The following is a 21180-nucleotide window of genomic DNA, read 5'->3' on the forward strand; positions in this document are numbered from 1 at the left end:
GCCTTTTTCACATTTACAAAGAGACCAACCATGAGCCATAACGACACTATCGTCGCCCAGGCAACCCCACCGGGACGCGGTGGTGTAGGTATTCTGCGCATCTCCGGCCTGAAGGCGCGCGAGGTGGCCGAAGCGGTGCTGGGTAAACTGCCTAAACCGCGCTACGCGGATTACCTGCCCTTTAAAGATGCCGACGGCACGCCGCTGGACCAGGGCATAGCGCTGTGGTTCCCCGGCCCGAACTCCTTTACCGGCGAAGACGTGCTGGAGCTGCAGGGCCACGGCGGTCCGGTGATCCTCGACCTGCTGTTAAAACGCATTCTGACGCTGCCGGGCCTGCGTATCGCGAAGCCGGGCGAGTTCTCCGAGCGCGCCTTCCTGAACGATAAGCTTGACCTGGCCCAGGCCGAGGCGATTGCCGATCTGATCGACGCCAGCTCTGAGCAGGCGGCCCGCTCTGCGCTGAACTCGCTTCAGGGGGCGTTTTCTGCTCGCGTGAACCATTTAGTGGAAGCACTTACTCACCTGCGAATCTACGTCGAAGCAGCGATTGATTTTCCGGATGAGGAGATCGACTTCCTCTCCGATGGCAAAATCGAAGCCCAGCTCAACAATGTGATGACCGATCTCGATGCGGTGCGTGCCGAAGCGCGCCAGGGTAGCCTGCTGCGCGAAGGAATGAAGGTGGTTATCGCCGGTCGTCCAAACGCCGGTAAATCGAGTTTGCTGAACGCACTGGCGGGCCGTGAAGCCGCGATCGTTACTGATATCGCCGGGACCACCCGTGATGTTCTGCGCGAGCACATCCATATTGACGGTATGCCGCTGCACATCATTGATACCGCGGGCCTGCGTGATGCGAGCGATGAAGTAGAACGCATTGGCATCGAACGCGCCTGGCAGGAAATAGAGCAAGCCGACCGCGTGCTGTTTATGGTGGACGGCACCACGACCGATGCCGTTGACCCGGCGGATATCTGGCCGGACTTTATTGCACGTCTGCCGGCAAAACTGCCGATTACGGTTGTGCGTAACAAGGCGGATGTCACAGGCGAAACGCAGGGTCTGAGCGAGGTGAACGGTCACTCACTGATTCGCCTGTCGGCCCGTACCGGCGAAGGCGTTGAAGCGCTGCGTAACCATCTCAAACAAAGCATGGGCTTTGAAACCAGTATGGAAGGCGGCTTCCTCGCGCGTCGTCGCCACTTGCAGGCACTGGAAGAGGCGGCAAATCATCTCGACCAGGGCAAAGCGCAGCTGCTTGGCGCATGGGCAGGTGAACTGCTGGCTGAAGAGCTACGGTTAGCGCAACAAAGCTTAAGCGAAATCACCGGCGAGTTTACCTCGGACGACCTGCTGGGACGGATCTTCTCAAGCTTCTGTATTGGTAAGTAACCCGCCTGAATAAGTGATTTCCTCCCGGGAAATCACTATTGTCCAAATGGCAACTCGCTTCTTCTTGCTCCACCCCCTATGCTTTGCGCCTGCCTGACATGGGGGATTTATGGCGCGTTTTCTGTTTTGTAGCTTTGCTTTAGTTCTGCTTTATCCATCAGGTATTGATATGTATCTGGTGGGGCTACCGCATATCGCACGCGATCTGGGGGCCAGCGAAGCGCAACTTCATATCGCGTTTTCCGCTTACCTGGCAGGGATGGCCTCATCGATGGTCTTTGCCGGCAAGATCGCCGATAAAGCAGGCCGGCAGCCGGTGGCCATTACCGGGGCGGTGATTTTCGCTCTCGCCTCCGGACTCTGTTCTCTGGCCGATAACAGCACGCTGTTTTTAATCGGACGCTTTATTCAGGGCATTGGCGCGGGTGGCTGCTATGTGGTGGCGTTTGCCATTTTACGCGACACCTTAAGCGCACAGCGCCGTGCAAAAGTGCTCTCCATGCTGAACGGCATTACCTGCATCATTCCGGTACTCGCGCCCGTTATAGGCTATCTGATCATGTTAAAGCTGCCCTGGCAGAGCCTGTTCTGGACGATGGCCGCGATGGGGATGCTGGTCTTTATCCTCTCGATGACGGTTCTCAAAGAGACGCATCCTGGCGCGCATCACGCGGCCACACCGGCCACGTTCCAGCCCAGTGAAAAATTACTTAATCGCTTTTTCATCAGTCGGCTGCTGGTGACAACCTTCAGCGTGGCGGTGATCCTGACCTATGTAAACGTTTCCCCGGTTTTACTGATGGAGGTGATGGGGTTCGATCGCGGCCAATATTCCACGGTGATGGCATTAACCGCGATGGTGAGTATGGCGGTCTCTTTTTCCACGCCGTTTGCCCTGAACGTGTTTAAACAGCGTACCCTGATGCTGACGTCGCAGGTGCTGTTCCTTGCGGCGGGCGTGATTCTGGCGACCGCAAGTGAACACGCTCTCATGCTGGTGGGCATTACGCTTATCTGTGCAGGGTTTTCTGTTGGGTTTGGCGTGGCAATGAGTCAGGCGCTGGGTCCGTTCTCACTGCGTGCCGGCGTGGCAAGCTCGGTACTGGGCATAGCGCAGGTTTGCGGGTCGTCGCTCTGGATTTGGCTGGCCGCCATTATCGGTTTAAACGCCCTGAATATGCTGATCGGGATTCTGATTGGCTGTAGCATACTCTGCATTCTGCTACTGATGATGGTCCGGCCCGCAGCACACTATGAAGAAATCTCTCAGCAGTCTTGATCTCAACCTGCTGCTTTGTCTGCAGTTATTGTTGCAGGAACGCAGCGTCACCAAAGCGGCGAAGCGGATGAACGTGACGCCGTCTGCGGTCAGCAAGTCGCTGGCCAAGCTGCGGGAATGGTTTGAAGATCCGCTCTTTGTGAAAACACCGCTGGGGCTGCTTCCTACCCCGCTCACCGTCAGCCTTGAGCAGGACCTGACCGACTGGATGCAGATAGGTAATCAAATCCTCGATAAGTTTCATCACGACTCGCCGGGGAGCATCAAGTTCGAACTGGCGGCAGAAACGCCGCTTATGCTGATTCGGTTTAACGCCCTGCTGGAACAGGTTAATCAACGTTATCCGCAGGCGACGGTGCGTATGCGTCACTGGGATTATGACTCTCTGGATGCCATTACGCGGGGTGAGGTGGATCTGGGGTTTACCGGCCGCGAAACGCATCCCCGCTCCCGCGAACTGTTAAAACTGATGCCATGGTTTATCGACCACGAAATTTTATTCAGCGATCGTCCCTGCGTCTATTTGCGTGAAGACCACCCGGCACTCCAGGAGGAGTGGAATCTCGATACGTTCCTGCGCTATCCGCACATCAGCATTTTTTGGGAGCGTAGCGACACCTGGGCACTGGACGAAGTGCTTAAAGAGATGGGGCGTGAGCGTAATATCGCCATGAGCCTTCCCGGCTTTGAGCAGTCGATGTTTATGGCTGCACAACCGCACCATAACTACATTGCCACCGCGCCCTGGTACTGCCGTCACTATAATCAGCTCCACCAGCGTAAGCTGGTGGCACGCCCGATTCCGGTGGATGAGGCTCTGGCCGAGAAGCTCACCGTCCCCTTTACGCTCATCTGGCATAAGCGTAACAGCCACAACCCAAAACTCATTTGGCTTAAGGACACCATTAAGTCGTTATACGGTGATTCCTTGCGTTAAAAATGCATCTTTTGCCCCTGCGAATGTAAAGTTCGGTCCCTAAGCTTCTCATCCCATCATTTACCGATTAAAAGAGAGTGAGAGTTAAGCGATAATGATGTAACCGTTTAACCTGGCTTAGACCATTATCACGGAGCGAAAAATGGCAACGCATTTTGCACGAGGAACACTGACAGAAGGACGACTTGTGTCAGCCAGGCTTTCCTCAGCCTGTTATAACGAGGCGGATAAGCTACCAGAATACCGGCGCACGCGCTTTTTAGCCTCGCGGGCACTGCTCGCGGAGCTGCTGTTTATGCTTTACGGCACGCTTGAACTGCCAGAAATCATTCTTCAGGGAGAAGGCCGCCCTGTGTTTGCCGATCCTGAACTGCCGCGGTTCTCTGTGGCGTATATCGGTAATATCGTCGGGGTAGCGCTGACGACCGAAGGCGATTGCGGGCTGGACATGGAACTTCAGCGCGCGACCCGAGGCTTTCACAGCGGCCCTCATGCCCATGACGCCTATCCTTTATCCAGCAATGAGGCGCTATGGGTCAGAAATCAAAATGACCCTGACGAAGCCAAAGCACAGCTGATTACCCTGCGCCAGAGCGTTCGTAAGCTCTGCGGTTGCGCCTCTGACGACGCCAGCCTGCTGCAACTGCTGCCCGGCTCGGGAAGGTTGCGGGCGACGAAAGCGTCGCGCATTGAAGCCCTCAGCGATGCAGAAGATGTGTTGATTTGGGCAATTTCCGTCTCCCCGGCGATCGAACGCCTCAAAATCTGGGAATTTGACAGCCGCCACGGTTGGCATAGTCTTGCGGATGTACCGGAACGTGCGAATGAACCCGAAGCGCGGCTCATACGCTTAACCAGTTTACCCGCAGAAAAGCATTTACCTTGAACTGACCCATACAGGGCCATCATGACGAAACAGGAGTAATCATGTCTGAGACGCTGAAAGTTGTTACGTTACTGGGGAGCCTGCGTAAAGGTTCATTCAACGCCATGGTGGCGCGTACGTTACCTGGCATCGCCCCTGCTGGCATGGCGATTTCCGCTTTGCCTTCCATCGGTGAGATCCCTTTGTATGACGCCGATATCCAGCAGGAAGAGGGATTCCCGCAAAGCGTCGAAGCGATAGCTGAGCAGATCCGCCAGGCGGATGGCGTGGTGATTGTCACCCCCGAATATAACTATTCCGTACCCGGCGGTTTGAAAAACGCGATCGACTGGCTTTCACGCCTGCCAGAGCAACCGCTGGCGGGTAAACCTGTGCTGATTCAGACCAGCTCTATGGGGGCTATCGGCGGGGCACGCTGCCAGTATCATCTGCGCCAGATCCTGGTGTTCCTGGATGCGATGGTCATGAACAAACCCGAATTTATGGGCGGCGTGATTCAGAATAAAGTCGACCCCCAGACGGGAGAAGTGGTTGATCAAAGCACGCTGGATCACCTGAGCGGTCAGCTGACTGCGTTCGGGGATTATATTAAGCGGGTGAAGGCGTAATTTCAGCGCGGGCTGATGCCCTCACCCCAGCCCTCTCCCACGGGGAGAGGGTACAAACACAAAAGCCCTTTTCGAAGAAAAGGGCTTTTTGCTTATTTGGCGTCGATAAACACAATCTTCAGTACAAACAGCAGTGCAACCACGATGACGCATGGGCTGAGATCGCGGAAACGTCCGGTGCCAATCTTCATCACGCAGTAAGAGATAAAGCCCAGCGCGATGCCTTCGGTAATCGAGAAGCTAAACGGCATCATCACGGCGGTGATAAACGCCGGGACCGCTTCAGTTAAATCATCCCACTTCACGCGCGCCAGGCTGGACGTCATCAGCACGCCAACGTAAATCAACGCACCGGCTGCCGCATACGGCGGAACCATGCCGGCCAGCGGAGAGAGGAAAATCACCAGCAGGAACAGGATACCGACAACGACCGCGGTTAAACCGGTACGACCGCCGACGGAGACGCCCGACGAGGACTCAATGTAAGCGGTAACAGACGAGGTGCCGATGAAAGAACCCGCAACCGAGGAGACGCTATCCACAAACAGCGCCTGCTTCATGCGAGGGAATTTCCCTTTTTCATCCGCCAGGCCCGCTTTATCCGTCACGCCAATCAGCGTACCGGAGGAGTCGAACAGGTTCACCAGCATAAAGGAGAAGATGACGCCCGCCAGACCCAGGTTAAACGACCCCGCCAGATCAACGTGACCGATAACGGTGGAGACACTCGGCGGCGCAGAGATGAACCCTTTGTATTGCACATCGCCCAGCATCCAGCCCAGCAGAGTGGTCACCACGATGGAGACCAGCACCGCCGCGTGAATATTACGGGAAGCCAGTATCGCGATGATAAAGAAGCCCAGCACGCCCAGCAGCACGTTATGTGACGTCAGGTGACCGATGCTCACCAGCGTATCCGGGTTCGCCACAATCACACCGGCGTTTTTCAGGCCCATCATGCCGATAAACAGACCAATCCCGCTGGTAATGCCCACACGCAGGCTCACCGGGATATTGGCAATCATCCAGTAGCGTACGCGGAAGATCGTCAGCAGCAGCAGACCCACGGCGCCCCAGAAGATGGCCCCCATGCCGACTTGCCACGGCAGACCCATTGCCTGAACCACCACGAACGCGAAGAAAGCATTCAGGCCCATGGCTGGCGCCAGTGCGACCGGCAGGTTAGCGAACACCCCCATCAGAATGCTGCCAAGCGCAGCGATCAGGCAGGTCGTCACAAAGACGGCGCTGGTATCCATGCCAGCAACGCCCAAAATTTGCGGGTTAACAAAAACGATATACACCATCGTCAGGAAGGTGGTGAAACCGGCAATCACTTCGGTGCGTGCCGTGGTGCCATGCTCGCGCAGTTTAAACACGCGCTCAAGCAAACCCTGACCAGACGTCTGGGTAGTGTGTTGTTGACTCATCATCAATTTCCGAACAAGGAGGGAAAATCCGTCGCTATCCTATACCAAAATGCGACAATAGTGGCGGTTGCGAGAGACTTTTTTCATTGATTTTGCTTATACGGCAACGATTGCGTATGGTCATTCAGCAGCACGTAAACGTTAAACTGGTAAAAAAGGGAAAGGCATGTCCGGAATTGAAGCGGTATTTTTCGACTGCGACGGTACGCTGGTCGACAGTGAGGTCATTTGTTCCCGCGCGTATGTCGCCATGTTCCAGGAATTTGGCATTACGCTCGATCTTGAAGAAATTTTTAAACGTTTTAAAGGCGTTAAGCTCTACGAGATCATCGACATCATTAACGAAGAACACGGCGTGGATCTCGCGAAAGCCGATCTTGAGCCTGTGTACCGCGCCGAGGTCGCACGCCTTTTTGACTCGGAACTGGAGGTGATTGCTGGCGCCAATGCGCTGCTGGACAGCATGACGATCCCCATGTGTGTGGTCTCGAATGGCCCGGTCAGCAAGATGCAGCACTCTCTGGGTAAGCTTAAGATGCTGCACCATTTCCCGGAAAAATTGTTCAGCGGCTACGATATTCAACGCTGGAAACCCGATCCGGCCCTGATGTTCCATGCGGCCAACGCCATGAAGGTGAACGTCGAGAATTGCATCCTGGTGGATGATTCATCGGCCGGAGCCCAGTCGGGCATTGATGCGGGAATGGAGGTGTTTTACTTCTGCGCCGATCCGCACAACAAGCCGATCGATCATCCCAAAGTGACCACCTTCACCGATCTGGCGCAACTGCCGGCGCTGTGGAAGGCGCGTGGGTGGGATATTACTCGCTAAGTTTTACCCCTCACCGGCCCTCTCCCAAAAGAAGAGGGAGAAAACCATCTTGTCCCCTCTCCCTTAGGGAGAGGGTTAGGGTGAGGGTAAAAATCACTCTTTCGGATCTTTACCCGCCAGCAGCTTATCCAGCTCATCACCGCCGACGTGACGGAAATCCTGCCCCTTCACGAAGTAGAAGATATATTCACAAATGTTCTGACAGCGGTCGCCGATACGCTCGATGGAGCGTGCGCAGAAAAGCGCCGTCAGCACGCTTGGAATGGTGCGCGGATCTTCCATCATGTAGGTCATCAGCTGACGCACGATGCCTTCATATTCCTGGTCGACCTTTTTGTCTTCCCGATAGATACGCACCGCTTCGTCCAGATCCATACGCGCAAAAGCGTCCAGCACGTCATGCAGCATCTGCACGGTGTGGCGCCCCAGCGACTCAAGGCTGACCAGCAGCGGCTGGTGCTGGTGGGAAAACTTCTCCAGCGCCGTGCGGCAAATTTTGTCTGCCACATCACCAATACGTTCCAGCTCGGCGATCGTTTTGATAATCGCCATCACCAGACGCAGGTCGCTGGCGGTCGGCTGGCGTTTCGCAATGATGCGCACGCAGGCCTCGTCGATGGCGACTTCCATCATATTGACGTTTTTGTCGCCTTCCACCACGCGCTGGGCCAGCTCGCTGTCCTGGTTATGCATCGCGGTAATCGCATCGGAAAGCTGCTGCTCCACCATGCCGCCCATGGTCATTACCTGGGTACGGATGCTCTCCAGTTCAGCGTTGAACTGGCCGGAAATGTGTTTATTAAGATTAAGGTTATCCACAACGAGCTCCTGACTCAGCCGTAACGACCGGTAATGTAGTCTTCAGTTTGTTTTTTCGCGGGCCGGGTGAACAGCGCATCCGTATCGCTGAACTCAATCAACTCGCCCAGATACATAAACGCCGTGTGGTCGGAGCAACGCGCAGCCTGCTGCATGTTGTGCGTAACGATCACCACCGTGTAATCCTGCTTCAGCTCGGTGATCAGCTCTTCGATACGACCGGTTGAAATCGGATCCAGCGCGGAACATGGCTCATCCAGCAGCAGCACTTCCGGGCGAATAGCGATTCCACGAGCGATACACAGACGTTGCTGCTGACCACCGGAGAGAGAGTATCCGCTCTGGTGCAGTTTATCTTTGGTTTCGTTCCAGAGTGCGGCCTTGGTCAAAGCCCACTGCACGCGCTCGTCCATATCGGCACGTGACAGTTTTTCGAACAGGCGCACACCAAAGGCGATGTTGTCATAGATGGACATCGGGAACGGCGTCGGCTTCTGGAACACCATACCGACCTTGGCGCGCAGCAGCGCGATGTCCTGGGAATGGGTGAGAATGTTGTCACCATCCAGCAGGATTTCGCCTTCTGCACGCTGCTCAGGGTAGAGCGAGTACATTTTGTTAAAGGTGCGCAGGAGCGTGGATTTCCCGCAGCCTGACGGACCGATAAACGCCGTAACCTGGTTCTTAGCAATATCCAGATTAATGTTCTTCAGCGCATGGAATTTACCGTAGTAGAAGTTCAAATCACGAACCTGAATCTTACCCGGTGCAGTATCAACCATACTCATTGACTCATTTCCTCATTCGGCGCCGCGTTGTGCCGCGCCGTAAAAAATTAACCGTGTTTCTTCTTCGCGAAAATGACGCGCGCCAGAATGTTCAGCAACAGTACACAAAGGGTGATAATCAGCACCCCGGCCCAGGCCAGCTGCTGCCATTCCGCGAAAGGACTCATCGCGAATTTAAAGATGGTCACCGGCAGGTTGGCGATTGGCTGCATCATATCGGTGCTCCAGAACTGATTGGAGAGGGAGGTAAACAGCAGCGGGGCCGTTTCACCCGCAATACGTGCCACCGCCAGCAGGATACCGGTCATGATCCCGGAGATGGACGCCTTCAGCGTAATCGCGGAGATCATTTTCCACTTTGGCGTACCCAGCGCGTAAGCCGCTTCACGCAGGCTGTCCGGCACCAGTTTCAGCATGTTCTCGGTGGTACGAATCACGATGGGCACCTGCAACAGCGCCAGCGCAATCACGCCCGCCCAACCGGAGAAGTGTTCCATTTGCGCCACGACTACGGTGTAAACAAACAGACCAACCACGATCGACGGGGCTGAAAGCAGAATGTCGTTAATGAAGCGAATCACTTCTGCCAGCCAGGATTTACGCCCGTACTCCGCCAGATAGATACCGGCCATGATGCCAAGCGGCGTCCCAAAGACGGTCGCCCACAGGATCAGCAGGCCGCTGCCCGCCAGGGCGTTCGCCAGACCCCCGCCCGCGGTGTTCGGCGGCGGCGTCATCTCGGTGAACAGCGACAGTGACATCCCATCAATCCCGCGTACCACGGTAGAAAACAGGATCCAGACCAGCCAGAACAGACCAAATGCCATCGTACCCATCGAGAGCGTCAGGGCGATGCGGTTTTTCAGGCGGCGACGGGACTGCATTTTGCGGCGGGATTCCGCCAGCGCAGCGGTGCTTTGCATTTCGAGAGTCGCCATTAGCGTGCCCCCTCATTTTTCGCCAGACGCATCACCATCACTTTTGAAATCGCCAGCACGATAAAGGTAATCACAAACAGAATCAGACCCAGCTCCATCAACGCTGCCACGTGCAGCCCGGATTCCGCTTCGGCGAATTCGTTAGCCAGCGCAGAGGTAATGCTGTTACCCGGCATATAGAGCGAAACGCTGTCGAGCTGGTAGGTGTTACCGATGATAAAGGTCACCGCCATGGTTTCACCCAGCGCACGACCCAGACCCAGCATCACGCCGCCAATCACCCCATTTTTGGTGAACGGCAGGACGATGCGCCAGATCACTTCCCAGGTGGTGCAGCCGATGCCGTAGGCCGACTCTTTCATCATCACCGGGGTTTGTTCGAAGACATCGCGCATGACCGCCGCAATGTACGGAATAATCATAATAGCGAGGATCACGCCCGCAGCCAGAATACCGATACCGAACGCCGGACCTGAGAACAGCGCGCCCACGAACGGAATTGTCGACAGGACGTTGCCTACCGGCTCCTGGAAGTAGGTGGCAAACAGCGGCGCAAAGATAAACAGGCCCCACATGCCATAGACGATACTCGGGATCGCAGCCAGCAGTTCGATGGCGATACCCAGTGGACGTCTTAACCAGCCTGGCGCCAGTTCCGTCAGGAACAGGGCGATACCAAAGCTCACCGGAACCGCAATCAACAGGGCGATGAACGACGTCACCAGCGTGCCGTAAATCGGCACCAGCGCGCCGTAGATGTCATTTGGCGCATCCCACTCTTTGGTCCAGAGGAAGGAAAAACCGAATTTCTGGATGCTCGGCCAGGAGGAGAAAACCAGTGACACGATAATGCCGCCCAGCAGCAATAGCACAATCAGCGCAGCCAGTTTTACCAGCGCGCTGAAAATTTTGTCACCATTTTTACCCGGAGGGTTAAAAGCAGGCTTGGTTGCAGCCATAAATTACTCTTCTGTTAAAAACGTCTTACGAATATGCCCGGTAACGCTGACGCTTCCGGGCCTACAGGGTTAACCGTAGGGCGGGTAAGCTGTCGCGCCACCCGCCATCTTCGTCAAAAAAATTCTGTTAGTACAGCGCTTTACCGCTGCTGTCTTTGACGTTGGTTTTCCATGCAGCACGAATCTGCTCAACCACGCTGTCCGGCAGGCTTGCGTAATCCAGGTCGTTAGCCTGTTTGCCGCCGTTTTTGTAAGCCCAGTCAAAGAACTTCAGAACTTCAGTGCCTTGTTCAGGTTTCTTCTGATCTTTGTGCACCAGGATAAAGGTGGTCGAGGTGATTGGCCATGCTTCGTCACCTTTCTGGTTCGTCAGATCCTGAGCGAAAGATTTGCTCCAGTCAGCGCCTTTTGCGGCGTTAGCGAAGTTTTCTTCCGTCGGGCTTACCGGTTTGCCATCAGCAGAGACCAGTTTGGTGTAAGCCAGGTTGTTCTGCTTCGCGTAAGCGTACTCTACGTAGCCAATTGAGCCAGGCAGACGCTGTACGAACGCGGCGATACCGTCGTTACCTTTACCGCCCAGACCGGTCGGCCAGTTTACGGTAGAGCCGGAACCTACTTTCGATTTCCACTCTTCGTTAACTTTCGCCAGGTAGCTGGTGAAGACGAATGAGGTACCGGAACCGTCAGCACGACGAACCACAGCGATGTTCTGCGAAGGCAGTTTTACACCCGGGTTCAGTTTGGTGATGGCTTCGTCATCCCATTTTTTGATTTTGCCGAGGTAGATGTCACCCAGGGTCTTACCGTCCAGAACCAGTTCGCCTGATTTCAGGCCTGGAATGTTAACGGCCAGCACAACACCGCCGATGACGGTCGGGAACTGGAACAGGCCTTCCTGAGCCAGCTTGTCATCAGACAACGGAGCATCTGATGCGCCGAAATCAACGGTGTTCGCGGTGATTTGTTTTACGCCACCGGAGGAGCCGATACCCTGATAGTTAACCTTGTTGCCGGTCTCTTTCTGGTAAGTATCTGCCCATTTGGCATACACCGGCGCAGGGAAGGTTGCGCCAGCGCCAGTCAGGCTTGCTGCTGCGAATACAGAGAAAGCGCTCATCGATAAGGTCGCGGCGACAACAGTTGCGACAGTGGTACGCATAACTTTCATAATGTCTCCTGCAAGGATTTCGTAAATCATTGTTTAGTGGCTACGCTGAGCAAAATAGGACAATCAGGTGACAGATAAATGTACGAATTATGACAGTTTTATGACACAGAAAATTTCACTTAAAATAAAGCAAAATTACTTATAAATAACATTAAGTTAAATCACTACATGACAGGATGTTTACACTAAAATTTTATTTGTGTGACACTGGAAAAAGTAGCTGAAGATGACAGATTGTCATATATAAAAATGAAGAGGCATTGATTAAAAACAAACCAGGAAGGCGAGAAAAGCTCCACCCGAAGGTGGAGCCTGAAGGGATTATTCTACGGTAACAGACTTCGCCAGGTTACGCGGCTGGTCAACGTCGGTGCCTTTGATCAGCGCCACGTGATAGGCCAGCAGCTGCAGTGGAACGGTGTAGAAGATCGGCGCAATCACCTCTTCGACATGCGGCATCTCAATGATGTGCATGTTGTCGCTGCCCACAAAACCCGCATCCTTATCGGCAAAGACATACAGTACGCCACCGCGAGCGCGGACTTCTTCGATATTGGACTTCAGTTTTTCCAGCAGCTCGTTGTTCGGTGCGACAACGATAACCGGCATGTCCGCGTCAATCAGCGCCAGCGGGCCGTGTTTCAGCTCGCCTGCTGCGTATGCTTCCGCGTGAATGTAGGAGATCTCTTTCAGCTTCAACGCGCCTTCCAGCGCAATGGGATACTGATCGCCACGGCCGAGGAACAGCGCGTGATGTTTGTCAGAGAAATCTTCCGCCAGCGCTTCAATGCGTTTGTCCTGAGACAGCATCTGCTCAATACGGCTTGGCAGCGCCTGGAGCCCGTGAACAATATCCTGCTCAATGGACGCATCCTGCCCTTTCAGTCGAGCCAGCTTCGCCACCAGCATCAGCAGAACGGTGAGCTGAGTAGTAAAGGCTTTGGTCGACGCCACGCCGATCTCTGTGCCTGCTTTGGTCATCAGCGCCAGGTCGGATTCACGTACCAGCGATGAGCCCGGCACGTTACAAATGGCCAGCGACCCCAGATAACCCAGCTCTTTAGAAAGACGCAGGGCAGCCAGGGTATCCGCCGTTTCACCAGACTGTGAAAGGGTGATCATCAGGCTGTTGCGGCGCACCGCGGATTTGCGATAGCGGAACTCAGAGGCAATTTCGACATCGCACGGCACGCCAGCCAGTGCTTCGAACCAGTAGCGCGAAACCATACCGGAGTTGTAAGAGGTCCCGCAGGCCACGATCTGAATGTGCTCAACGTTGGCGAGCATCTCGTTAGCGTTCGCGCCCAGCTCGCTTAAATCGACTTCACCGTGATTGATACGCCCGATCAGGGTGTTTTTGATCGCGTTTGGCTGTTCGTAAATCTCTTTTTGCATGTAGTGACGGTAAGCGCCTTTGTCACCAGCGTCGTACTGCAGGCTGGATTCGATCTCCTGGCGTTTCACCTGCTCGCCTTTGGTATCGAAGACCGTCACGCTGCGGCGCGTCACTTCAGCGATATCGCCCTCTTCCAGGAAGATAAAGCGACGGGTGACCGGCAGCAGCGCCAGTTGGTCAGACGCGATAAAGTTCTCGCCCATACCCAGACCGATAACCATTGGGCTACCGGAACGCGCGGCCAGCAACGTACCCGGATCGCGGGAATCCATGATCACCGTACCGTATGCGCCACGCAGCTGAGGAATAGCACGCAGCACAGCTTCACGCAGTGTGCCGCCTTGTTCCAGCTCCCAGTGCACCAGGTGAGCAATCACTTCGGTGTCGGTTTCAGAGACAAAGGTGTACCCGCGCGCTTTCAGTTCTTCGCGCAGCGGTTCGTGGTTTTCGATAATGCCGTTATGTACCACCACAATGTGTTCAGACACATGCGGGTGCGCGTTACCTTCTGAGGGTTCACCGTGTGTCGCCCAACGGGTGTGTGCAATCCCCGTACCGCCATGCAGCGGCGTCTCTTCCGCGGCCTGAGCCAGCATTTGCACTTTACCGAGGCGACGCAGGCGGGTCATATGACCTTCTGCATCCACAACAGCCAGACCGGCTGAGTCGTAACCACGGTATTCAAGACGACGTAAACCTTCGATAAGGATTTCAGCAATATCACGCTGCGCAACTGCGCCAACAATTCCACACATAGTTAAATTTCCTGATTATGGCGTTATGCCATGCGTTGTCGCTGACCTGTATTTACCCGTTTTACGGGTGCCCCGAGCCTTGTAGAGAGTGGGGTTATCGTTATAAGTACTGCTGGTGGGTGGGGGATTATGTTATCCCCTCATCCCGAAAAAACGGTTACTTCTTCTTCACAGGACGTTGCCAGCCCTGCTTGTGTACCTGCGGTACGCGGCTGATTACCAGCTCGTTATCCGCCACATTACGCGTCACGGTTGTCCCGGCGGCAATCGTCGCACCATGGCCAATCGTGACTGGCGCCACCAGCTGCGAATCGGAACCGACAAAGACGTCATTGCCGATGATGGTTTTAAACTTATTGGCGCCGTCATAGTTACAGGTGATGGTTCCTGCACCAATGTTAACGTTATCGCCAATGTCAGCATCGCCCAGATAGGTCAGATGGCCGGCTTTGGAGCCTTTACCCAGACGCGCTTTTTTCATTTCGACGAAGTTGCCAACGTGGGCGCCTTCCAGCAGCTCAGCACCGGGGCGCAAACGCGCAAACGGGCCAATGGTGCATGCGGCGTCCAGACGGGCATCTTCCACGACGCTATAGGGACTGATTTCACAGTCGTCACCGATGATGCTGTTTTTAATCACACAGCCAGCGCCGATTTTGACGCGGTGACCAAGCTGAACGTCACCTTCAAGGATAACGTTAGTATCAATTTCTACGTCACGCCCGTGCGCCAGGGTTCCGCGCAGATCGAAGCGGGCAGGATCGCGCAGCATAACGCCAGCCAACAGCAGTTTTTCTGCCTGCTCAGCCTGATAAACGCGCTCAAGTCGAGAAAGCTGCAGACGGTTGTTCACCCCCTCCACTTCACTCAGGCGTTCAGGGTGGACCGCGACAATCTCATGGCCTTCCTGATAGGCCATCGCGATGATATCGGTGATGTAGAATTCACCCTGGGCGTTATTGTTGTTCAGATTCGACAACCAGCGCTTCAGGTCTGCGCCATTGGCGATGAGAATGCCGGTATTGATCTCCTGAATCTCACGCTGCGCTTCGGAAGCATCTTTATGCTCCACAATGCCGGTCACTTTTCCGTTCTCACGGGTGATACGGCCATAGCCGGTTGGGTCGTCAAGTTTGACCGTCAGCAGCCCAATGCCGCCCTGCGGTTTTGCGTCACGCAGGCGAATCAGCGTATCGACAGCGATAAGCGGGACATCGCCATACAGCATTAAGATGTCTTCATCGTCGTTAAAATACGGCGCAGCCTGCTGCATGGCATGGCCTGTACCGAGTTGCTCTGCCTGGAGCACCCAGTTAAGGTTGTCGTGACTGAGCGTCTCTTTAAGCAGATCGCCGCCGTGGCCATAGACCAGATGAACCTGACGAGCCCCTAAATCATTAGCAGCATCAATGACATGCTTCACCATTGGCTTTCCTGCCAGGGTGTGCAATACCTTCGGGAGATCGGAATACATGCGGGTTCCTTTGCCAGCGGCAAGGATGACCACGCTCATTGTATTATTCAACATACGCGTCCTGACTGTAATTTAAGTGAGAAGTAGAACCCTTTAACGTTGAAAATTCTACATATTTTGCGTCATAAAATGGGCTGTCTGTAAAACGTTCAACAACGGCCATTCCTGGCCGTTTGAGGATACTTTTGAGGGCAGAGTAAATCACTTTTCTTCCGGAAAATAGCCTTCTGGCGATAAGTCGCCAGCCGGGACAAGAGGTTAGCCATTTTTTCGTCTCCTGAAAGAAGATCCCTTAAAAACAAAACATCGTTTTAATTATCCAATAATGTGACTTTAGAAAAAGAAACACTGTTTCATCTTGATGATAATGGCGCTCAATTATCACTCAGGAGAATAAAATGAATTATAAGATACCTCTGGCCCTAATGATGTACAGCGCGTTATCCGCAGTGGCAGCAGCGCAACCTGTCTGGAAAGCGGTAGCCTTTGGGCAATCAACCGATCTCAATTTTTCCTCTAACGTGTTACCAGAAAAAATCGGCGTTAATGATGTTTCTGTTGAGGGAAAAGTACTCACACCGCAGGACACAGCCGATCTGTCCAAACCCATCACCCTGGAAAGCCGTGGGGGCAAAATCGCCAATTCACACGACGGTTTAACCTTCTTTTATACCGAACTTCCCACCAGCCAAAACTTTGTCCTGGAAGCCACGGTCACCGTCGATCAGTTTGGCCCAGAAAATGGGGCAAAACCTGCCGCTCAGGAGGGGGCGGGGCTGTTAGTGCGTGACGTCATTGGGAACCCGCGCCAGCAACCGCTGAAAGAAGGCTACGAAGAGTTTCCTGCGGCATCGAATCTGGTGATGAACGCCATCATGACGCAGGATAAGAAAGATCATCATCGAATCAAGCTACAGGCCATTACCCGGGAGGGAATCACCCAGCCGTGGGGTAATGCGGGCGCGGCGATCAAAAAACAGAGTTACCAGGAAGAGGTGGATATCAGCCAGACGCCGACCTTTCGTTTAAAGCTGGCGCGCACTAACGACGGGTTTGTCACCGCATGGGCTCCCGCCGGCAGCGATGCCTGGGTGAGTAAAAGCGTGCCGCGCGCCGAACTGATCGCCGTGCAGAAGCCTGAATCTTACTATGTCGGCTTCTTTGCATCGCGTAATGCCAGAATCACCGTCTCCGATGCCACGCTCACCACCTCAGCGGCGAACACCGTGGCATCTGCACCCTGGCAGCCGATAGCGCTTCCTGCTGTTGTCCAGCTCGCCTCTGCCACGCAAAGCACCACAGCCGCGTACCTGGTTCAGGCCCGCGCGAATGTCGATGGCGTATTCAGCCTGCGCCAGAATGAAGTGGTGATCGGGAGTGATAAACCCGTTAAAGCGGGAACGATGTATAGCGTAGCCACCACGCTTGGGGAGAGTAATGACTTTAGCCTGCTGTTTACCCCTGCCAGTGGGGAAGCGATACACCAGACGTTCTCCGTGACAAAGTTGAAGGGCGTTCACGGTGAGACGATACACGTTGCCCCCGATGCAAAAGCAGAAGGTCAGGGGACGGCTGCGTCTCCGGTGGATTTAGCCACCGCCATAGCTCGGGTTTCCCCTGGCGGGAGTATTATTCTGGCCGCCGGAGATTATCCGCTCAGTGAAATCCCGGTTTCCGCCAGCGGCAGCGCGGAAAAGGTGACGTCGTTGCAGGCAGACGGAAAGGCCGTGATCCATGGACTGCGGTTGGATGCGAGCTACTGGCATCTCAAAGGCATTGAAATCACCGGGAAAAGCCTGCGCATTCAGGGCAGCCATAACCTTATCGAAAACGTCAAAGCTTACCGTAACGACGATACCGGCATTCAAATCTCCTCGCCGGATAACGTGGGTCGCCCACTGTGGGCCAGCGATAACCGGGTGATCAATTCTGAATCCTACAGCAATGAGGATCCCGGTAAGATTAATGCTGACGGCTTTGCCGTGAAGATGCGCGTCGGGGAAGGTAATCGTCTGGAAAATTGCTACGCCCACGACAATATCGACGACGGTTTTGATCTGTTTAACAAGATCGAGGATGGCGCAAACGGCGTGGTGGTGATCGAGAATTCAGTTGCCCGCAATAACACCAGTAACGGTTTTAAGCTCGGTGGCGAAGGCCAGCCCGTCGCGCATGAAATCCGCAACAGCAAAGCGATCGGAAATCATCTGGACGGTTTTACCGATAACTTTAATCCTGGCGCGCTGGTGGTCTCTCATAACGTAGCGATCGACAATCACCGCTTTAACTTTATCTTCCGCCCAAGCCCGTATGGCGAACCTTCCACTCAGGGGGTCTTCACGGGGAATAAGTCAGTGCGCACACAACCCGGGCAGTATAACGATGCGGTGGTGGGGAATATTGATGAGACGAATTATTTTATTGAGGATGGACGCAGCGTAAACCGCGCAGGAGAGACATTGCCCGATGGCGCTTCGCTTATCACACAACGGTAAGCGCATGCGCCACTCGGCATTCAGCGTATTAGTGGTTGATCGTACCGAAAGAGACGTTCATGTTGCTGAAGAGAGCGATGACTTTGTTGATCAGTTTCATAATGGTTTCCTGATTTTCTGAAGGTTAATGTGTGATCTTCATCACAAAAAGAAGTCTACACCTCAGGAATTTACCGATCAACATTTTTGTGACGCTTATCACAAAATAATAAAACGCCATTTTAGTTTCATCTTTACTGAAACGCAGCCATAAAAAAAGCCAGTCTGAATCCAGACTGGCTTTTGTACTTTTCAAGCCGGTGTTACATCGCTTTTTTAGTCAACTCGATAACGCGCAGTTTCGCGATCGCTTTGGCCAGCTCTGCTGATGCCTGAGCGTAATCCACGTCGCCATGAGAGCTCTTAATGTGCTCTTCTGCTTTGCGCTTCGCTTCCAGAGCTCGCGCTTCGTCGAGGTCCTGACCACGAATAGCAGTGTCAGCGAGAACGGTCACGCTGCCAGGCTGCACTTCAAGAATGCCGCCGGACAGGTAGATAAACTCTTCATGACCGAACTGTTTAACGATGCGGATCATACCAGGCTTAATGGCGGTGAGCAGCGGTGCGTGACCCGGGAAAATACCCAGTTCACCTTCACTACCCGTTACCTGGATTTTTTCGACCAGACCAGAGAACATTTGTTGCTCTGCGCTGACGACGTCCAGGTGGTAAGTCATTGCCATATCACCCTCCGATTAAGGCGTTAAAGTTTTTTGGCTTTTTCCACGGCTTCGTCGATGGAACCAACCATGTAGAACGCCTGCTCCGGCAGGTGATCGTATTCGCCTTCCATGATGCCTTTAAAGCCACGGATGGTGTCTTTCAGGGAAACGTATTTACCTGGAGAACCGGTGAATACTTCCGCAACGAAGAATGGCTGGGACAGGAAGCGCTGGATCTTACGCGCACGTGCTACCACCAGTTTGTCTTCTTCAGACAGCTCATCCATACCCAGGATGGCGATGATGTCTTTCAGTTCCTGGTAACGCTGCAGCAGGGACTGTACGCCACGCGCGGTGTCGTAGTGTTCCTGACCCACAACCAGTGGATCCAGCTGACGGCTGGTGGAGTCCAGCGGGTCAACGGCCGGGTAGATACCCAGAGACGCGATCTGACGGCTCAGTACCACGGTTGCGTCAAGGTGTGCAAAGGTGGTGGCTGGTGATGGGTCAGTCAAGTCATCCGCAGGTACGTATACCGCCTGAACGGAGGTGATAGAACCGGTTTTGGTAGAGGTGATACGTTCCTGAAGAACACCCATCTCTTCCGCCAGGGTCGGCTGGTAGCCTACCGCTGAAGGCATACGACCCAGCAGTGCAGATACTTCTGTACCGGCCAGGGTATAACGATAGATGTTATCAACGAACAGCAGAACGTCACGACCTTCGTCACGGAACTTCTCAGCCATAGTCAGACCGGTCAGCGCAACGCGCAGACGGTTTCCTGGTGGCTCGTTCATCTGGCCGTAAACCAGGGATACTTTATCCAGAACGTTGGAGTCGGTCATTTCATGGTAGAAGTCGTTACCCTCACGAGTACGCTCACCCACACCTGCAAACACGGAGTAACCGGAGTGTTCGATCGCGATGTTACGGATCAGCTCCATCATGTTTACGGTTTTACCTACGCCCGCACCACCGAACAGACCGACTTTACCGCCCTTAGCGAACGGACACATCAGGTCGATAACCTTGATGCCGGTTTCCAGCAGTTCCTGAGAGCTTGACAGCTCTTCATAGGAAGGTGCCGCACGGTGGATAGCCCAACGGTCTTCTTCACCGATGTCGCCTTTCATGTCGATGGGTTGACCCAATACGTTCATGATACGACCCAGTGTTGCTTTACCTACTGGTACTTCGATTGGGTGCTCGAGGTCCTGAACTTCCAGACCACGACGCAGACCGTCGGAAGAACCCATGGCGATAGTACGTACGATACCACCACCGAGCTGCTGCTGAACTTCCAGCACCAGGCTCTCATTACCATTCTTAACCTCAAGAGCATCGTACACGCGCGGTACGGCATCCTGAGGGAATTCGACGTCAACCACGGCGCCGATTACCTGGACAATTTTTCCAGTAGCCATCTTGAATCCTCTACGAATTAACCTGGTTATACCGCGGATGCACCACCGACGATTTCGGTGAGTTCCTGAGTAATGCTGGCCTGACGAGCTTTGTTGTATACCAACTGCAGCTCTTTAATCAGGCTGCCGCCATTGTCGGTCGCGGCTTTCATCGCCACCATACGTGCGGCCTGCTCGCTGGCCAGGTTTTCTACCACGCCCTGATAAACCTGAGATTCAACGTAACGACGCAGCAGGGTATCCAGCAGCGGTTTCGGATCGGGTTCATACAGGTAATCCCAGGCTTTTTGCTTCAGCTCGTCATCTTCTGATGCCGGTAAAGGCAGCAGCTGAGTCAGCGTCGGAACCTGAGACATGGTATTAATAAATTTGTTGCTGACAACGTACAGCCTGTCCAGACGGCCTTCATCATAGGCCTGCAACATCACTTTTACCGGGCCGATCAGTTCGGACAGGGATGGGTTATCACCCATACCGGTCACCTGAGCGACAATGTTGCCGCCTACGGAATTAAAGAAAGAGACGCCTTTAGAGCCGATCATCGCGATATCGCTCTGAACGCCTTTATCAGACCAGACTTTCATTTCCGCCAGCAGTTTTTTGAACAGGTTAATGTTCAAACCACCGCACAGACCACGGTCGGTAGACACCACCAGGTAGCCCACGCGCTTAACGTCGCGTTCTTCCAGGTAAGGATGCTTATACTCCAGATTCCCGTTCGCAAGGTGACCAATCACTTTGCGCATGGTATCTGCATAAGGACGGCTGGCCGCCATGCGATCCTGCGATTTACGCATTTTGGAAGCGGCGACCATTTCCATCGCTTTAGTGATCTTCTGCGTATTCTGGACGCTTGCGATCTTACTACGTATCTCTTTTGCGCCGGCCATGAGCTT

Annotated in this window: 19 protein-coding genes; 8 read left to right on the forward strand and 11 right to left on the reverse strand. The window is 54.2% G+C overall.

Annotation, left to right across the window (positions count from 1 at the left end; all coding sequences use genetic code 11):
• Positions 1 to 30 precede the first annotated feature (30 nt).
• From mnmE to LZP96_RS15830, 5 genes are all read left to right on the forward strand, one after another.
• The gene (gene mnmE / locus LZP96_RS15810; RefSeq protein WP_258926162.1) at positions 31 to 1395 is read left to right on the forward strand and encodes a tRNA uridine-5-carboxymethylaminomethyl(34) synthesis GTPase MnmE; all 1365 of its coding nucleotides are present in this window, start codon (positions 31 to 33) and stop codon (positions 1393 to 1395) included.
• Positions 1396 to 1504: 109 nt separating this feature from the next.
• On the forward strand, positions 1505 to 2674 hold the full coding sequence (locus tag LZP96_RS15815; RefSeq protein ID WP_258926163.1) for an MFS transporter: 1170 nt from the start codon (positions 1505 to 1507) through the stop codon (positions 2672 to 2674).
• Positions 2649 to 3611: an HTH-type transcriptional regulator YidZ gene (gene yidZ / locus LZP96_RS15820; protein ID WP_258926164.1), complete on the forward strand. Its 963-nt coding sequence runs from the start codon at positions 2649 to 2651 to the stop codon at positions 3609 to 3611. Before LZP96_RS15815 ends, yidZ begins: the two co-directional genes overlap by 26 nt.
• A 142-nt stretch (positions 3612 to 3753) precedes the next feature.
• The gene (locus LZP96_RS15825) at positions 3754 to 4497 is read left to right on the forward strand and encodes a 4'-phosphopantetheinyl transferase family protein (RefSeq protein ID WP_258926165.1); all 744 of its coding nucleotides are present in this window, start codon (positions 3754 to 3756) and stop codon (positions 4495 to 4497) included.
• A 41-nt stretch (positions 4498 to 4538) separates the two neighbouring features.
• Positions 4539 to 5105, forward strand: coding sequence for an NADPH-dependent FMN reductase (locus LZP96_RS15830; RefSeq protein WP_064324206.1), 567 nt, complete (start codon positions 4539 to 4541; stop codon positions 5103 to 5105).
• Positions 5106 to 5197: 92 nt separating this feature from the next.
• Here LZP96_RS15830 and LZP96_RS15835 read toward each other — a convergent pair whose 3' ends face one another.
• Positions 5198 to 6535, reverse strand: coding sequence for an NCS2 family permease (locus LZP96_RS15835; protein WP_258926166.1), 1338 nt, complete (start codon positions 6533 to 6535; stop codon positions 5198 to 5200).
• Between the two features lie 166 nt (positions 6536 to 6701).
• Between LZP96_RS15835 and yieH the strand changes: the two genes are divergently transcribed.
• Positions 6702 to 7367 carry a 6-phosphogluconate phosphatase gene (gene yieH, locus LZP96_RS15840; protein WP_258926167.1) on the forward strand — a complete coding sequence of 222 codons (666 nt, stop codon included), beginning with the start codon at positions 6702 to 6704 and terminating at the stop codon, positions 7365 to 7367.
• A 93-nt stretch (positions 7368 to 7460) separates the two neighbouring features.
• Here yieH and phoU read toward each other — a convergent pair whose 3' ends face one another.
• The 7 genes from phoU to glmU all read right to left on the reverse strand — a co-directional run bounded on the left by phoU (position 7461) and on the right by glmU (position 15718).
• Complete coding sequence (gene phoU, locus LZP96_RS15845; protein WP_064324203.1) at positions 7461 to 8186, reverse strand: phosphate signaling complex protein PhoU; 726 nt, start codon at positions 8184 to 8186, stop codon at positions 7461 to 7463.
• A 14-nt stretch (positions 8187 to 8200) separates the two neighbouring features.
• Positions 8201 to 8974 carry a phosphate ABC transporter ATP-binding protein PstB gene (gene pstB / locus LZP96_RS15850; protein ID WP_064324202.1) on the reverse strand — a complete coding sequence of 258 codons (774 nt, stop codon included), beginning with the start codon at positions 8972 to 8974 and terminating at the stop codon, positions 8201 to 8203.
• 47 nt (positions 8975 to 9021) lie between these two features.
• Entirely contained in the window at positions 9022 to 9912 is an 891-nt protein-coding gene (gene pstA / locus LZP96_RS15855) for a phosphate ABC transporter permease PstA (RefSeq protein ID WP_064324201.1), read from the reverse strand.
• A complete protein-coding gene (gene pstC, locus LZP96_RS15860; RefSeq protein ID WP_064324200.1) occupies positions 9912 to 10871 on the reverse strand; it encodes a phosphate ABC transporter permease PstC in 960 nt (319 codons plus the stop codon). The genes pstA and pstC overlap by 1 nt, the downstream gene beginning before the upstream one ends.
• Before the next feature lie 127 nt (positions 10872 to 10998).
• Positions 10999 to 12039 carry a phosphate ABC transporter substrate-binding protein PstS gene (gene pstS, locus LZP96_RS15865; protein WP_064324199.1) on the reverse strand — a complete coding sequence of 347 codons (1041 nt, stop codon included), beginning with the start codon at positions 12037 to 12039 and terminating at the stop codon, positions 10999 to 11001.
• Positions 12040 to 12360: 321 nt separating this feature from the next.
• Positions 12361 to 14190, reverse strand: coding sequence for a glutamine--fructose-6-phosphate transaminase (isomerizing) (gene glmS / locus LZP96_RS15870; protein ID WP_064324198.1), 1830 nt, complete (start codon positions 14188 to 14190; stop codon positions 12361 to 12363).
• 157 nt (positions 14191 to 14347) lie between these two features.
• Entirely contained in the window at positions 14348 to 15718 is a 1371-nt protein-coding gene (glmU, locus tag LZP96_RS15875) for a bifunctional UDP-N-acetylglucosamine diphosphorylase/glucosamine-1-phosphate N-acetyltransferase GlmU (protein WP_064324197.1), read from the reverse strand.
• 344 nt (positions 15719 to 16062) lie between these two features.
• On the opposite strand from glmU, the gene LZP96_RS15880 reads away from it, so the two are divergent.
• Together LZP96_RS15880 and LZP96_RS15885 are read left to right on the forward strand one after the other, a co-directional pair.
• Positions 16063 to 18159 (forward strand): right-handed parallel beta-helix repeat-containing protein, encoded by a 2097-nt coding sequence (locus tag LZP96_RS15880; protein WP_064324196.1) that lies wholly within the window; start codon positions 16063 to 16065, stop codon positions 18157 to 18159.
• Positions 18131 to 18280, forward strand: a complete 150-nt coding sequence (locus tag LZP96_RS15885) for a hypothetical protein (RefSeq protein WP_157685344.1) — start codon at positions 18131 to 18133, stop codon at positions 18278 to 18280. Before LZP96_RS15880 ends, LZP96_RS15885 begins: the two co-directional genes overlap by 29 nt.
• A gap of 181 nt (positions 18281 to 18461) precedes the next feature.
• On the opposite strand, the gene LZP96_RS15890 is transcribed toward LZP96_RS15885, so the two are convergent.
• Genes LZP96_RS15890 through atpG form a run of 3 tightly spaced genes read right to left on the reverse strand, consistent with a single transcriptional unit; the run spans position 18462 to position 21174 of the window.
• Positions 18462 to 18881, reverse strand: coding sequence for a F0F1 ATP synthase subunit epsilon (locus LZP96_RS15890; RefSeq protein ID WP_003023809.1), 420 nt, complete (start codon positions 18879 to 18881; stop codon positions 18462 to 18464).
• Between the two features lie 20 nt (positions 18882 to 18901).
• Positions 18902 to 20284: a F0F1 ATP synthase subunit beta gene (gene atpD / locus LZP96_RS15895; protein ID WP_064324195.1), complete on the reverse strand. Its 1383-nt coding sequence runs from the start codon at positions 20282 to 20284 to the stop codon at positions 18902 to 18904.
• A 26-nt stretch (positions 20285 to 20310) separates the two neighbouring features.
• Positions 20311 to 21174 (reverse strand): F0F1 ATP synthase subunit gamma, encoded by an 864-nt coding sequence (gene atpG / locus LZP96_RS15900; RefSeq protein WP_064324194.1) that lies wholly within the window; start codon positions 21172 to 21174, stop codon positions 20311 to 20313.
• Between the last annotated feature and the right edge of the window lie 6 nt (positions 21175 to 21180).

The sequence above is a fragment of the Huaxiibacter chinensis genome, assembly GCF_022171985.1.
GTDB classification, from domain to species: Bacteria; Pseudomonadota; Gammaproteobacteria; order Enterobacterales; family Enterobacteriaceae; genus Enterobacter; species Enterobacter chinensis_A.